At 59.4% G+C, this 13,543-nt stretch carries 12 protein-coding genes; 4 read left to right on the top strand and 8 right to left on the bottom strand.

What is annotated here, in order from left to right; all coding sequences use genetic code 11:
* Positions 1–66 precede the first annotated feature (66 nt).
* Positions 67–579 (top strand): dihydrofolate reductase, encoded by a 513-nt coding sequence (locus ACZRKZ_RS15260; RefSeq protein ID WP_463967746.1) that lies wholly within the window; start codon positions 67–69, stop codon positions 577–579.
* Positions 580–633: 54 nt separating this feature from the next.
* On the opposite strand, the gene ACZRKZ_RS15265 is transcribed toward ACZRKZ_RS15260, so the two are convergent.
* A complete protein-coding gene (locus ACZRKZ_RS15265; RefSeq protein WP_463981979.1) occupies positions 634–2,025 on the bottom strand; it encodes an L-cystine transporter in 1,392 nt (463 codons plus the stop codon).
* Positions 2,026–2,267: 242 nt separating this feature from the next.
* Here ACZRKZ_RS15265 and ACZRKZ_RS15270 point away from each other — a divergent pair, with 242 nt between their 5' ends.
* Positions 2,268–3,326 (top strand): HAD family hydrolase, encoded by a 1,059-nt coding sequence (locus ACZRKZ_RS15270; protein ID WP_149412236.1) that lies wholly within the window; start codon positions 2,268–2,270, stop codon positions 3,324–3,326.
* A gap of 152 nt (positions 3,327–3,478) precedes the next feature.
* On the opposite strand, the gene ilvD is transcribed toward ACZRKZ_RS15270, so the two are convergent.
* The 4 genes from ilvD to ACZRKZ_RS15290 all read right to left on the bottom strand — a co-directional run bounded on the left by ilvD (position 3,479) and on the right by ACZRKZ_RS15290 (position 9,027).
* The gene (gene ilvD / locus ACZRKZ_RS15275; RefSeq protein WP_133102471.1) at positions 3,479–5,320 is read right to left on the bottom strand and encodes a dihydroxy-acid dehydratase; all 1,842 of its coding nucleotides are present in this window, start codon (positions 5,318–5,320) and stop codon (positions 3,479–3,481) included.
* Positions 5,321–5,693: 373 nt separating this feature from the next.
* Positions 5,694–6,152 (bottom strand): REP-associated tyrosine transposase, encoded by a 459-nt coding sequence (locus ACZRKZ_RS15280; RefSeq protein WP_133102470.1) that lies wholly within the window; start codon positions 6,150–6,152, stop codon positions 5,694–5,696.
* Between the two features lie 218 nt (positions 6,153–6,370).
* Entirely contained in the window at positions 6,371–7,570 is a 1,200-nt protein-coding gene (locus ACZRKZ_RS15285; protein ID WP_463981980.1) for an MFS transporter, read from the bottom strand.
* A gap of 260 nt (positions 7,571–7,830) precedes the next feature.
* Positions 7,831–9,027, bottom strand: coding sequence for a class I SAM-dependent rRNA methyltransferase (locus ACZRKZ_RS15290; protein WP_463981981.1), 1,197 nt, complete (start codon positions 9,025–9,027; stop codon positions 7,831–7,833).
* 187 nt (positions 9,028–9,214) lie between these two features.
* Here ACZRKZ_RS15290 and ACZRKZ_RS15295 point away from each other — a divergent pair, with 187 nt between their 5' ends.
* Both ACZRKZ_RS15295 and mutM read left to right on the top strand, forming a co-directional pair.
* Positions 9,215–10,027: an HDOD domain-containing protein gene (locus ACZRKZ_RS15295; RefSeq protein ID WP_463967928.1), complete on the top strand. Its 813-nt coding sequence runs from the start codon at positions 9,215–9,217 to the stop codon at positions 10,025–10,027.
* Between the two features lie 36 nt (positions 10,028–10,063).
* Complete coding sequence (gene mutM, locus ACZRKZ_RS15300) at positions 10,064–10,876, top strand: bifunctional DNA-formamidopyrimidine glycosylase/DNA-(apurinic or apyrimidinic site) lyase (protein WP_463981982.1); 813 nt, start codon at positions 10,064–10,066, stop codon at positions 10,874–10,876.
* Positions 10,877–10,908: 32 nt separating this feature from the next.
* On the opposite strand, the gene ACZRKZ_RS15305 is transcribed toward mutM, so the two are convergent.
* The 3 genes from ACZRKZ_RS15305 to ACZRKZ_RS15315 form a co-directional block, all read right to left on the bottom strand.
* On the bottom strand, positions 10,909–11,160 hold the full coding sequence (locus ACZRKZ_RS15305; RefSeq protein WP_133102465.1) for a YfhL family 4Fe-4S dicluster ferredoxin: 252 nt from the start codon (positions 11,158–11,160) through the stop codon (positions 10,909–10,911).
* A 181-nt stretch (positions 11,161–11,341) separates the two neighbouring features.
* Positions 11,342–11,821, bottom strand: a complete 480-nt coding sequence (gene coaD, locus ACZRKZ_RS15310) for a pantetheine-phosphate adenylyltransferase (protein ID WP_049711086.1) — start codon at positions 11,819–11,821, stop codon at positions 11,342–11,344.
* Positions 11,822–11,935: 114 nt separating this feature from the next.
* The gene (locus ACZRKZ_RS15315; protein WP_463981983.1) at positions 11,936–13,531 is read right to left on the bottom strand and encodes a GMC family oxidoreductase; all 1,596 of its coding nucleotides are present in this window, start codon (positions 13,529–13,531) and stop codon (positions 11,936–11,938) included.
* Positions 13,532–13,543: the final 12 nt, after the last annotated feature.

Consider the following 13,543-nt stretch of genomic DNA (forward strand, 5'->3'; position numbering starts at 1 on the left):
CCGCTGTGGCGTGGGTTGGGGTATGCCGCTCGTTTGTCGGTGTGTGCCTCTGGTATTCTCGCCAGCATGAAAAAAACTCTCCCTTTAAGCCTGATTGCAGCCATCGGTGAAAACCGTGTGATCGGCGTCGACAACAGCATGCCCTGGCACTTGCCGGGGGATTTCAAGTATTTCAAGGCCACCACGCTGGGCAAGCCGATCATCATGGGGCGCAAGACCTGGGATTCCCTCGGTCGGCCGTTGCCGGGTCGCTTGAATATCGTGGTCAGCCGTCAGACCGATCTGGTGCTTGAAGGTGCGCAAGTTTATCCGTCCCTCGATGCGGCGGTGGCGCGAGCTGAAGAGTGGGCTTTGGCGCAGGGCGTTGATGAGCTGATGCTGATCGGCGGCGCGCAGCTTTATGCGCAGGGCCTTGCGCAGGCGGATCGCCTGTATCTGACGCGAGTGGCGTTGAGCCCTGAAGGGGATGCGTGGTTTCCCGAGTTTGACTTGAACCAGTGGAAACTGGTGTCGAATGTCGAGAATCCGGCCGAAGGCGATAAGCCAGCGTTCAACTTTGAGGTTTGGGAAAAGATCTGACGATAGATCGTTCCCACGCGCGCGGGAACGATCTCGACAGGTTAAGGGTTCATTCTAAGCCTGCGCCAACTCGGCATGCTTATCGGCATTGAGCAGCTCTTTATCGGTCTGCTGCATGATCTGGCTGGTAATTGCCCCCGCTGTCATCGAACCATTGACGTTCAACGCCGTACGGCCCATGTCGATCAATGGCTCAACCGAAATCAGCAACGCCACCAGTGACACCGGCAAGCCCATGGCTGGTAGCACGATCAGCGCGGCAAATGTCGCACCGCCACCCACGCCGGCCACGCCCGCCGAACTCAAGGTCACAATCGCCACCAGCGTGGCAATCCACAGCGGGTCCAGCGGGTTGATGCCCACGGTCGGCGCCACCATTACCGCCAACATGGCCGGGTACAGGCCGGCGCAACCGTTCTGGCCGATGGTCGCACCAAACGAGGCAGCAAAACTGGCGATGGATTGCGGGATGCCCAGGCGCCGGGTCTGCGCTTCAATGCTCAGCGGGATGCTTGCGGCGCTGGAGCGGCTGGTGAAGGCAAAGGTCAGCACCGGCCAAACCTTGCGGAAAAACCGCAGCGGGTTGATCCCGGACAGAGACAGCAGCAGGCCGTGGACCACAAACATCAGCCCCAGGGCCAGGTAGGACACCGCCACGAAACTGCCCAACTTGACGATGTCTTGCAGGTTGGAGTTGGCGACCACCTTAGTCATCAGCGCCAGTACGCCGTAAGGGGTCAGCTTCATCACCAGGCGCACCAGGCGCATCACCCAGGCTTGCAGGGTGTCGATGGCGTTGATTACTTTCTGACCTTTTGCCACGTCATCCTTGAGCAATTGCAGCGCGGCAACCCCCAGGAATGCAGCGAAAATCACCACGCTGATAATCGACGTCGGCTTGGCCCGCGCCAGGTCGGCAAACGGGTTTTGCGGGATAAACGACAGCAGCAGTTGCGGCACATTCAGGTCGGCGACCTTGCCGGCGTAGTCGCTCTGGATCACTTGCAGGCGGGCCATTTCCTGGGTGCCGGCCACCAGGCCTTCGGCGGTGAGGCCGAAGAGGTTGGTCAGGCCGATACCGATCAGCGCCGCGATAGCCGTGGTGAACAGCAGCGTGCCGATGGTCAGGAAGCTGATCTTGCCCAGGGCTGTGGCGTTGTGCAGCCGCGCCACGGCGCTGAGGATCGAGGCGAACACCAGCGGGATCACGATCATCTGCAGCAACTGCACATAACCATTGCCTACCAGGTCAAACCAGCCGATCGACGCCTTGAGCACCGGGTGACCGGCACCATAAATGGTGTGCAGGATTACACCGAAAACCACGCCGAGCACCAAGGCGAGCAAGACCTTTCTGGCCAGGCTCCAGTGGGTGCGACGGGTTTGTGCCAGGCCCAGCAACAGGGCGAGAAACACCAGTAAATTGAGAATCAGGGGCAGATTCATTGAAGCTCCATGTAAAGGGCAGCCAATCGCGTGAGCCTGCGATTGCGAACCGGCGATCCTAACAGCTTGATATTTATTGATTTAATACCGAGATGGAATGGTGACTGTCGTTTTTGGAATAAGGGATTGGCGCTCAGGAGTATGCCCGTGGCGAGATCAGGACGCAGTCGGTCGTGCCCGTGGTGGGAAGTGTCACAGGGATTTGTTAGCGTCGATGTCTTTTACTCAGGGAGAAAACGCACATGAAGCTCGCGCCAAGATTATTTGCCGCCGCACTTTGCCTGGGGCTCGCCAGCCAGGCGTTTGCCGCCACCGAGTTGAAGCACTGGCCTGCACCTGCCGCCAAGCAACTGAACGAAATGATCGCCGCCAACGCCAATAAGGGTAACTTCGCGGTGTTCGACATGGACAACACCAGTTACCGCTACGACCTCGAAGAGTCCTTGCTGCCGTTCATGGAAAACAAGGGCCTGATCACCCGCGACACTCTCGATCCTTCACTGAAGCTGATGCCGTTCAAGGACACCGCCGACCACAAGGAAAGCCTGTTCAGTTACTACTATCGCCTTTGCGAAGTCGACGACATGGTCTGCTATCCGTGGGTCGCCCAGGTTTTTTCCGGTTTCACCCTCAAGGAGCTCAAGGGCTACGTCGATGAGTTGATGGCTTCCGGCAAGCCGGTCCCGGCTACCTACTACGAGGGTGACGTGGTGAAGAACATGGAGGTCCAGCCGCCGAAAATCTTTACCGGCCAGGCTGAACTGTTCAACAAATTGATGGAAAACGGCATCGAGGTCTACGTGATGACCGCCGCCTCCGAAGAGCTGGTGCGCATGGTCGCCGCCGACCCGAAGTACGGCTACAACGTCAAGCCGCAGAACGTCATCGGCGTCACCACTTTGCTCAAGGATCGCAAGACCGGCGAGCTGACCACCGCCCGTAAGCAAATCACCGCTGGCAAGTATGACGAAAAGGCCAACCTGGGCCTGGAACTGACTCCCTACCTGTGGACCCCGGCGACCTGGATGGCCGGTAAACACGCGGCGATCCTGACCTATATCGACGAATGGAAAAAACCGGTGCTGGTAGGCGGCGACACCCCAACCAGTGACGGCTACATGCTGTTCCACGATGTTGACGTGGCTAAGGGCGGCATCCACCTGTGGGTCAACCGCAAGGACAAATACATGACCCAGCTCAACGGCATGATGGCCAAGCACGCTGCGGCCCAGGCCAAGGAAGGCTTGCCGGTCACGGCGGACAAGAATTGGGTGATCGTCAAGCCGGATGAGATTCAATAGCCCCAACTGTTGTGGAGAGCGGATAAACCCGCTCGCCACAGAAGGTCAACCGCACAGTAGAACCCAGTATTTTCGGGTTAACCCAGACAAAAAAATGCCCCGCACTTGGCGGGGCATTTTTATGGTCGACGGTTTTTATGGGTAGGGCAGGCTTACAGCCCGTCCAACATCGCCTTGTTACGCACGGCACCCTTGTCGGCACTGGTAGCCAGCAGGGCGTAAGCCTTCAGCGCGGTGGTGACTTTGCGCGGACGCTTCTCCACTGGCTTCCAGCCTTTCTTGTCCTGCTCGACCCGGCGTGCCGCCAGTTCTTCATCGCTGATCAACAGGTTGATCGAGCGGTTCGGAATGTCGATCAGCACCTTGTCGCCGTCTTGCACCAGGCCAATCGCGCCACCGGCAGCGGCTTCCGGGGAAGCGTGGCCGATGGACAGGCCGGAAGTCCCGCCGGAGAAACGACCATCGGTCAGCAAGGCGCAGGCTTTGCCCAGGCCCTTGGACTTCAGGTACGAGGTCGGATAGAGCATTTCCTGCATGCCCGGGCCGCCTTTCGGGCCTTCGTAACGGATGATCACGATGTCGCCAGCCTTCACTTCGTCAGCGAGGATGCCGCGCACAGAGCTGTCCTGGCTTTCGTAGATCTTGGCGCGACCTTCGAACACATGGATCGACTCATCCACGCCGGCGGTTTTTACCACGCAGCCATCGAGGGCGATGTTGCCGTACAGCACGGCCAGGCCGCCTTCCTGGGAGTAGGCGTGTTCGACGCTGCGGATGCAGCCGTTTTCACGGTCGTCGTCCAGGGTTTCCCAACGGGTCGACTGGCTGAATGCGGTCTGGGTCGGGATGCCGGCCGGGCCTGCCTTGAAGAAGGTGTGCACGGCCTCATCGTCAGTCTGGGTGATGTCCCATTTGGCGATACCCTCGGCGAGGGACTTGCTGTGTACGGTCGGCAGGTCGGTGTGCAGCAGGCCGCCACGGGCCAGGGAGCCGAGGATCGAGAAGATCCCACCGGCGCGGTGCACGTCTTCCATGTGGTACTTCTGGATGTTCGGCGCGACTTTGCACAATTGCGGCACATGGCGCGAGAGACGGTCGATGTCGCGCAGGTCGAAGTCGATCTCGGCTTCTTGGGCGGCGGCCAGCAAGTGCAGGATGGTGTTGGTGGAACCGCCCATGGCGATATCCAGGGTCATGGCGTTTTCGAACGCCTTGAAGTTGGCGATGTTGCGCGGCAACACCGACTCATCGTTGTCGGTGTAGTAACGCTTGCACAGCTCGACGATGGTGCGCCCGGCCTGCAGGAACAGCTGCTCGCGGTCGCTGTGGGTGGCCAGTGTCGAACCGTTGCCCGGCAAGGCAAGGCCCAGGGCTTCCACCAGGCAGTTCATCGAGTTGGCGGTGAACATGCCGGAGCACGAACCACAGGTTGGGCAGGCGCTACGCTCGTATTCCGCAACCTTCTCGTCAGAAGCACTGGAATCGGCGGCGATGACCATGGCATCTACCAGGTCCAGGCCGTGGCTGGCGAGTTTGGTCTTGCCGGCTTCCATCGGACCGCCGGAGACGAAAATCACCGGAATGTTCAGGCGCAGGGCGGCCATCAGCATGCCAGGGGTGATTTTGTCGCAGTTGGAAATGCACACGATGGCGTCGGCGCAGTGGGCGTTGACCATGTATTCCACGGAGTCGGCGATGATTTCGCGGCTCGGCAGGGAATACAGCATGCCGTCATGGCCCATGGCGATGCCGTCGTCCACGGCGATGGTGTTGAATTCTTTCGCTACGCCGCCAGCGCGTTCGATCTCACGGGCCACCAGTTGCCCCAGGTCCTTGAGGTGGACGTGGCCTGGTACGAACTGGGTGAACGAGTTGGAAATGGCGATGATCGGCTTTTTGAAGTCGTCATCTTTCATCCCCGTGGCGCGCCACAGTGCGCGGGCGCCGGCCATGTTGCGGCCGTGGGTGGATGTTTTCGAGCGGTAATCTGGCATGGAGCACTCCGGGCGGCTAATCAGGTACTAAGGGGAGTGAGCTTCTATTGACGTCTGGAGCACATCAGAAATGGCCGTGTGTCCGGAAGTTGCCTCAAACGTTACGGGATCGCCGTGCGCATTGGCCTTGAGCTCATAAACCCGCCGGGGGATGACTGGCGATGAATAGGCCGATTCTACACCGCTGGCGGCTGGAGGGAATGGCGAGAAGCGTGGAGGTAGCGCTTACGAGACGTGTGGGTGCGTAAAATACAATAACTGTAGGAGCGAGCTTGCTCGCGAAAAACGTCAACGATAACGCAGGGCTATCAGATAGCCAGCGGTGCCTTTGCGTTTTTCGCGAGCAAGCTCGCTCCTACATGAGGTGTGCATTTCAGAGCCACATTGCGTCCCACAGCGAGTATTCGCCGATATGGTCGACTAGCCCGGCTCGCAATGGATTGCCGACGATGTACCGAGCCATCGCTTTCAGATCCTCTTCGCGACGCAGCGCCCGGTCGAAATAACCTTTTTGCCACAGCGTCTCGTGCAGACCTCTCGCCTTATTGATGGCTCGTGCGCTTCGCGACTTGGTGGCTTGCATCAGCTTCGGCAAGTCACCGCTATGCAGCTCAACCAGCCAGTGGAAGTGATCAGGCATGACCACCCACGCCACGGAGGTGGCCTTGCCGTCTTCCTCAGCTCTTCTGAATTCGTTCACCACCAGTCGACCCATGCGCCAATCCTTGAAGGCTGGTTGTCGTTGATGGGTAACGGCAGTTAACAAGTAGAAACGCCCAGGTTCCGAGTAGCGACCGGTGCGTAAATGATGTGCATGTGGTGCGTTGGACATTCCTTCGTCCTCTTCCGTGATGGGAAGAGAAACGGTAGGCGTGGGGCGGGAGGTTGTCGTTTCGACAGTGGGTCAGGATGTGTCTCGCTTCCTGTAGGAGCGAGCTTGCTCGCGAAGAACGTCAACGATAACGCAGCGCTATCAGGTAGTCCGCGGTGCCTATGCGTTTTTCGTCGGAACGCCGCCCGGAGCAAGCTCGCTCCTACAGTGGAAAGCACTCAACGTCCTACCCTGGCATTCGTCAGCAAGCCCCAAAGACTGAAGACGATGAAGCTGACCGCAATGGTCATCAGCAAGTGGATACCGGCTTGCGTCAGGGCGGCGCTGCTGACGGCGGCGGTGATGAACATGATGCTATTACCGGCTGATGCGGCTGTACCTGCGCGGCTGGAGAACAGCAACATTGCCGCAGAAATCGCGGCGGGCCGAACCAGGGTGACAGCCAGGGCGCTTATCAGCATCGGTATCAGCAGGGTGATGGTGGTTATCGCTTCATAACTGATGATCAACGCCAACAACGCTCCTGCGACACCCAGTAAACCGAGCCCGATATTGATTTGCCGGGACAGGGAGATGTGTTTCTGCAAAAACGAAGCAGCAACGCCGCCGAGTAAATAGGCTACGCCGTACACCATCAACACCAATGCGTACTGGTACTCGGACAGCTTCAACGCATCCATGAAAATCAGCGGTGTCACGCTGATCAACGCGAAATAACAGGCAAACACCAGCGCGGCGATCCACCAGTAACGAATGAAATCTCGATTGCCAATGATGGATTTCAGTGTGTGGATTATTGATATGGGTGTTCTTTGCGGGCTGGCTGCCTTGGAAGGCAGTATCAGTTGGGCATGGATAAACATGCCGAGCGCCATTAACGAAAACCCATAAAAGCTGCCCTGCCAATCGAACGTGGTTTGCAGCCAAGACCCCAACAGCGGCGACAGTGCAACAAAGGAGCCGCTCAAGGTCATGTAATAAATTCGCACCCGGGCTCGGTCCTGTTCCTCGAACAGGTCCTCAACCAATGCATGACCCAGTACAAAGAAACCACAGCCTATCGCCTGGAGGGCGCGAAAGAGCAGGAAGCTCAGGTAGTCCACCGCCAGTGCGCAACCGATCGCGCCAAGTGTAGAAACAACGATGCAACCCAGAAGGACTTCCTTGCGCCCCCACTTATCTGAGAGCGGGCCGGTTATTAACTGAGAAATCGCAAAAACCAGCGTGAACAAGCTGATGGACAGGGCGATTTCTGCCGTTGAAGTATTGAACTTCGTGGCCAAGGCTGGAAAAGAAGGCAGGAGAATATTGATCGGAAAAAAGCTGATCAGTGAAATACAGGTGATGAGTATGAGTCGAGAGAGCTGTTGGCGTTTTACGTCGACCCTGAGCGGGGGCGAGCAGGAGGACTCAGACATTGTTGTTATTTTTCGGAGGAAAACCAGAAACCGATACTAGTCTGCGAAACGGGGAATTCAATCAAAACTATTGTGGGAGGCTTCCCGTAGTGACGTGGGTTGCCATTCCATTGTAGGAGCGAGCTTGCTCCAGGCGGCGTTCCGACGAAGAACGTCAACGATAACGCAGGGCTACCAGGTAGCCCGCGTCGTCTATGCGTTTTTCGTCGGAACGCCGCCTGGAGCAAGCTCGCTCCTACAGGGGGCTGGCGGTTTCAGGCTTAGCTATTGGGCAACAACCGGCAAGTAATGCTCTTGATGTACCGAGTCTCGGCAATCGCCGGGTGCACCGGATGATCCGGGCCCTGGCTGCCACGTTCCAGCATCTGGATATTGCGATCCAGGTGACGGGCGCTGGTCAGCAGGATGTTCTGCAGGTCATCTTCTGGCAAATGCATGGAGCACGAGGCGCTGATCAGGATGCCGTCCTTGCTGAGCAGGCGCATGGCTTGCTCGTTGAGACGGCGGTAGGCGCCTTCGCCGTTTTTCATGTCTTTCTTGCGTTTGATGAAGGCAGGAGGATCGGCGACGATCACGTCGAAGCGTTCTTCGCTGGCTTTCAGTTCTTTCAGGGCTTCGAAGACGTCGCCTTCGACGCAGGTCATCTTCTCGGCAACACCGTTCAGCGCTGCGTTGCGCTCGACGCCGTCGAGGGCGAAGGCCGAAGAGTCAACGCAGAAGACTTCACTGGCACCGAACGCGGCGGCTTGCACGCCCCAGCCGCCGATGTAGCTGTACAGGTCCAGGACGCGTTTGCCTTTGGCGTAAGGGGCCAGGCGGGCGCGGTTCATGCGGTGGTCGTAGAACCAGCCGGTTTTCTGGCCTTGGATGACCGGCGCTTCGAACTTCACGCCGTTTTCTTCTAGGGCAACCCATTCCGGCACCAGGCCGAATACGGTTTCGACGTAGCGGTTGAGGCCTTCGGCGTCGCGGGCGGCGGAGTCGTTCTTGAACAGGATACCGCTGGGCTTGAGCACTTGGGTCAGCGCGGCGATCACGTCGTCTTTATGGGCGTCCATGGTCGCCGAGGCGATCTGTACCACCAGGATGTCGCCGAAACGGTCGACCACCAGACCCGGCAGCAAGTCGGAATCGCCGTACACCAGACGGTAGAACGGCTTGTCGAACAGGCGATCGCGCAGGGACAGGGCGACGTTTATGCGGTGGACCAGCAGGGATTTGTCCAGGGGCAACTTGACGTCGCGGGACAACAGGCGGGCGCAGATCAGGTTGTTCGGGCTCATGGCCACGATGCCCAACGGCTTGCCGCCGGCCGCTTCCAGAATCGCCTGGTCGCCTGCCTTGAAGCCATGAAGTGGGGTGGCGGCCACGTCGATTTCGTTGCTGTAGACCCACAGGTGGCCGTTGCGCAAACGACGATCGGCGTTGGCTTTGAGACGCAGGCTTGGCAGGGACATGACGTCGCTCCGGAAAAAAGAGCGGGAGTATACCCTGTTGTGTAGCAATTGATCGCGCCGCCGGATGTGCGGGAAGGTGTCGACCCATCCTTTATAAGGGTTAGAATCGCCGCCTAGCCCAGAGTATGAACTTATGTCCCAAGAGCTTTCCGCCGAACAGATCCAGCAGGCCCTGCAAGGCATCAGCGTGCCGCCTCAACCGCAAATCATGGTGGATTTGCAGATGGAGCAGTACATGCCCGACCCGGACCTGGAAGTGATTGCCCGGCTGATCGCCCAGGACCCGGGCCTTTCCGGCTCGTTGCTGAAGATCGTCAACTCGCCGTATTACGGCCTGAGTAACAAGATTGCTTCGATCCAACGGGCGGTAAACCTGCTGGGCAGCCGCTCGATCATCAACCTGATCAACGCCCAGTCGATCAAGGGCGAGATGAGCGACGACACCATCGTCACCCTCAACCGGTTCTGGGACACCGCCCAGGACGTCGCCATGACGTGCCTGACCCTGGCCAAGCGCACTGGCTCCCAGGCTGTGGACGAAGCCTATGCCCTGGGGCTGTTTCACGATTGTGGCGTACCGCTGATGCTCAAGCGCTTCCCTGATTACATGGCGGTGCTGGAAGAGTCCTACGCCTGCGCTGGCCCGGAGTGCCGCGTGGTCGATACCGAAAATAGGGCGTTCAACACCAATCATGCGGTAGTCGGCTATTACACGGCCAAATCCTGGCGCTTGCCGGAGCACGTGACCAACGCCATCGCCAACCACCACAACGCCCTGGCGATTTTCAGCGACGAATCTGCGCGCAACAGCCCGCTGAAAAACCTGCTGGCGATCCTGAAAATGGCCGAGCATATTTGCGCCTCTTACCGGGTGCTGGGCAATCAGGTGGATGACCACGAATGGAACAGCATCGGCCATCTGGTGCTCGATTACGTCGGTTTGTCGGATTACGACTTCGAGAGCCTGAAGTTGTCGATTCGCGAGCTGGGTACGCACTGATCTTTTATTCACGGCCCCTTCATACCAGAGGTAAACATGCCCGAGTTACCCGAAGTCGAAACCACCCGGCGCGGTATTGCGCCACACCTGGAAGGCCAGCGGGTCAGCCGCGTGGTGGTGCGTGACCGGCGCTTGCGCTGGCCGATCCCCGAAGACCTGGATGTGCGGCTTTCCGGGCAACGCATCGTGCTGGTGGAGCGGCGGGCCAAGTACCTGTTGATCAATGCCGAAGTGGGCACCTTGATCAGCCACTTGGGTATGTCGGGCAATCTGCGGCTGGTGGAGGTCGGCCTGCCGGCGGCCAAGCATGAGCATGTGGACATCGAGCTGGAGTCGGGCCTGGCCCTGCGTTACACCGACCCTCGACGTTTCGGTGCGATGCTCTGGAGCCTGGACCCGCTCAACCATGAACTGCTGGTTCGCCTGGGGCCGGAGCCGTTGACCGACCTGTTTGATGGCGAGCGCCTGTTCCAGATGTCCCGTGGGCGATCCATAGCGGTGAAGCCGTTCATCATGGACAACGCGGTGGTGGTGGGGGTGGGCAATATCTACGCGACTGAAGCGTTGTTCGCTGCCGGGATCGACCCGCGCCGTGCGGCCGGAGGCATTTCCCGTGGGCGCTATTTGAAGCTGGCGATTGAGATCAAGCGCATTCTCGCCGCCGCCATCGAGCGCGGCGGCACTACACTGCGGGACTTTATCGGCGGCGACGGGCAGCCGGGGTATTTCCAGCAGCAATTGTTCGTCTATGGCCGTGGCGGGGCGGGCTGCAAAGTCTGCGGGACCGAGTTGCGCGAAGTGAAGCTGGGGCAGCGGGCGAGCGTGTTTTGCCCCAGGTGCCAGAGCTGATTGAAGGGGAAGCACTTGGGCCGAGCTAATCCTTAAGCCTTCCCGGTAATCACCAGATACTTCTCCATCAACTGCTCTTGCGTCTCTGGATGAGCCTCATCCAGCGGAATGCAATCCACCGGGCAAACCTGCTGGCACTGGGGTTCGTCGTAGTGGCCGACGCATTGTGTGCACAGGTTCGGGTCGATCACATAGATCTCTTCGCCTTGGGAAATGGCGGCGTTCGGGCACTCGGGTTCGCAAACGTCGCAGTTGATGCAATCGTCGGTGATGATCAGGGACATGGGGACTCCTGCCAGGGCACATGGCCAAGGCATCTGAAAACTAATGCGCGCAATTGTGCCGCATTGGCGCCCGCAGTGCGAGCTGTGGCGAGCGGGTTTACCCGCGTTGGGCTGCGAAGCGGCCCCAAAAATGGGACTGCTGCGCAGTCCGGCGCGGGTAACCCCGCTCGCCACAATTATTTTATTTCTTGAAGCGTAGGGTCAGCGCATCGGCTACCGCAGGGTGGACAAACTTGGTGATGTCACCGCCCAGCGCGGCGATTTCCCGGACCAGGGTCGAGGAAATGAACGAATAACGCTCCGACGGCGTAAGAAACAGGCTTTCCACATCCGGCGCCAATTGACGGTTCATGTTGGCCAGCTGAAATTCATATTCGAAGTCCGACACCGCTCGCAGGCCGCGCAGGAATACATTGGCGTTCTGTTCCTTGGCGAAATGCGCCAGCAGCGTGGCGAAGCCGACGACTTCGACGTTGGGCAGATGCTTGGTGACCTCACGGGCCAGCTCCACGCGCTGTTCCAGGGGAAACAGCGGGTTTTTCTTGGGGCTGGCGGCGACCGCGATGATCACGTGGTCGAACAAGCGCGAGGCGCGTTCGACCAGATCACCATGGCCCTTGGTAATAGGGTCGAAGGTACCTGGGTACAACACTCGGTTCATCGCGTCGTCCTGGCGGAGTCCGTTGGGGAACCGGATGGTATCGCAGCCATCCCGGTCGGCCAAGTCAACTTATTCAGAAGAAAGCACTATAGACACCGCGAATAGTCTGCTTTTTCAGGCTGTTTTCAGACGTTCTGCCAGTGCTGTTGCCAGTTGCGCCGTCAGCCCATACACCGAAAGCTGTGGGTTGGCGCCGATGCTGGTGGGGAATAAAGAGCCATCGTGGATCGACAGATTGCGCAACTGATGATGGCGGCCGAGGCTGTCGGCTACGGCGTTTTTCGGCTCGTCGCCCATGGCGCAACCGCCCATCACGTGGGCACTGCCCAGCCGTGTGCGGTGCAATTCCAGGTTCAGGCCATCGATCATGCTGCGCGCTTGGGCCAGGGTGTTCACGTAGCGCGCATCATTGTGCAGCGGCATCACCGACTTGGCACCGCCGGCAAACTGGATCTCGGCCATGCTGTGGAAGGCGCGGCGCAAGCCGTCCCAGGCGTAGGGCGAGACTTGATAGTCGAGCACTGGCGTGCCGTCGCCGCGTAGTTCGACACTGCCGCCTTGGCTGTCGGGGTGAAATCCGTCCCGCAGTAGCGCGAGCATGGCGTGGGTATTGGGTAGCTGGCCCATGTTCAGGGCGTTTTGCGTGCCATAACCACCGAACAAGGTGCTGGCCAAACCGGGGTGCAGCGGAGGCACTTCAAGCTTGTAGGACATTTTGCCGGAGGTGCCGTCCTGCCATTGGAAATGGTCGGAGTAGATTGACTGCGGCGCGCCATAGAACGGGTTGATCACCTCGTCGAACAGCCCAGCGGAAAAATTCACCAGGTGCAGGAAGGTCCGCTTGCCCAGCCGCGAATGGGGATCGGGCGCATCCGAACGCAGCAGCAGCGCCGGGCTATTGATGCCGCCGCCCGCCAGCACGTAATGCTTGGCCTTCACCGTAATTTTTCGGCCTGTGGGCGCCACGCAGCGTGAGTCCATCGCCACGCATTCCAGGCTGGTGATGGTGTCGCCGCTGAACTTCAGGCGTTCGGCGCGGGCCAGGTACAGCAGCTCGCCGCCTTGCTCCAACGTCGACGGGATGGTGGTCACCAGCATTGATTGCTTGGCGTTGACCGGGCAGCCCATGCCGCAATAACCCAGGTTGAAACAGCCGCGCACGTTGCGCGGGATTACATGCCAACTGTAGCCGAGCTTTTCACAGCCTTTGCGGATCACATCGTTGTTGGCGTTGGGTGGGATAGCCCAGGGCGCGATGCCCAGGCGCTGTTCCATTTTCTCGAACCAGGGCGCCATTTCGGCGCTGCTGTGGCCCTTGATCGCGTATTCGCTGGCCCAGTGGGCGAGCGTCGGGTCGGGCGTGCGGAAACTGGAGGTCCAGTTGATTAACGTGGTGCCGCCCACTGCGCGGCCCTGGAGGATGGTGATGGCACCGTCCTTGCTCATCCGGCCGATGCCTTCCTGGTACAGGCTGGCGTAGGCCTCGTCCTCAAGCATCTTGAAGTCGCTGCTGGTCTTGAGCGGGCCTTCCTCGATCAACAGCACCTTGTAGCCGGCGGCGCTGAGGATTTCGGCAGTGGTGCCACCGCCTGCGCCGCTGCCGATGATCGCGACATCGGCTTCCAGGGTCAGGTCCTGGTCGAGGGCGGCGCCGTTATGGGTTTTCCAGCCGCGGGCCATGCCGTCTCGGAACAGATCAGGTACGGGCATCAGTGTCTTCTC

This window comes from Pseudomonas sp. c313 (genome assembly GCF_055407145.1).

Excerpts from the sequence above, each read along its gene's own strand:
- ACZRKZ_RS15260 (WP_463967746.1), top strand. The coding sequence starts at position 67 with ATGAAAAAAACTCTCCCTTTAAGCCTGATTGCAGCCATCGGTGAAAAC.
- ACZRKZ_RS15265 (WP_463981979.1), bottom strand. The coding sequence starts at position 2,025 with ATGAATCTGCCCCTGATTCTCAATTTACTGGTGTTTCTCGCCCTGTTG.
- ACZRKZ_RS15270 (WP_149412236.1), top strand. The coding sequence starts at position 2,268 with ATGAAGCTCGCGCCAAGATTATTTGCCGCCGCACTTTGCCTGGGGCTC.
- ilvD (WP_133102471.1), bottom strand. The coding sequence starts at position 5,320 with ATGCCAGATTACCGCTCGAAAACATCCACCCACGGCCGCAACATGGCC.
- ACZRKZ_RS15280 (WP_133102470.1), bottom strand. The coding sequence starts at position 6,152 with ATGTCCAACGCACCACATGCACATCATTTACGCACCGGTCGCTACTCG.
- ACZRKZ_RS15285 (WP_463981980.1), bottom strand. The coding sequence starts at position 7,570 with ATGTCTGAGTCCTCCTGCTCGCCCCCGCTCAGGGTCGACGTAAAACGC.
- ACZRKZ_RS15290 (WP_463981981.1), bottom strand. The coding sequence starts at position 9,027 with ATGTCCCTGCCAAGCCTGCGTCTCAAAGCCAACGCCGATCGTCGTTTG.
- mutM (WP_463981982.1), top strand. The coding sequence starts at position 10,064 with ATGCCCGAGTTACCCGAAGTCGAAACCACCCGGCGCGGTATTGCGCCA.
- ACZRKZ_RS15305 (WP_133102465.1), bottom strand. The coding sequence starts at position 11,160 with ATGTCCCTGATCATCACCGACGATTGCATCAACTGCGACGTTTGCGAA.
- coaD (WP_049711086.1), bottom strand. The coding sequence starts at position 11,821 with ATGAACCGAGTGTTGTACCCAGGTACCTTCGACCCTATTACCAAGGGC.
- ACZRKZ_RS15315 (WP_463981983.1), bottom strand. The coding sequence starts at position 13,531 with ATGCCCGTACCTGATCTGTTCCGAGACGGCATGGCCCGCGGCTGGAAA.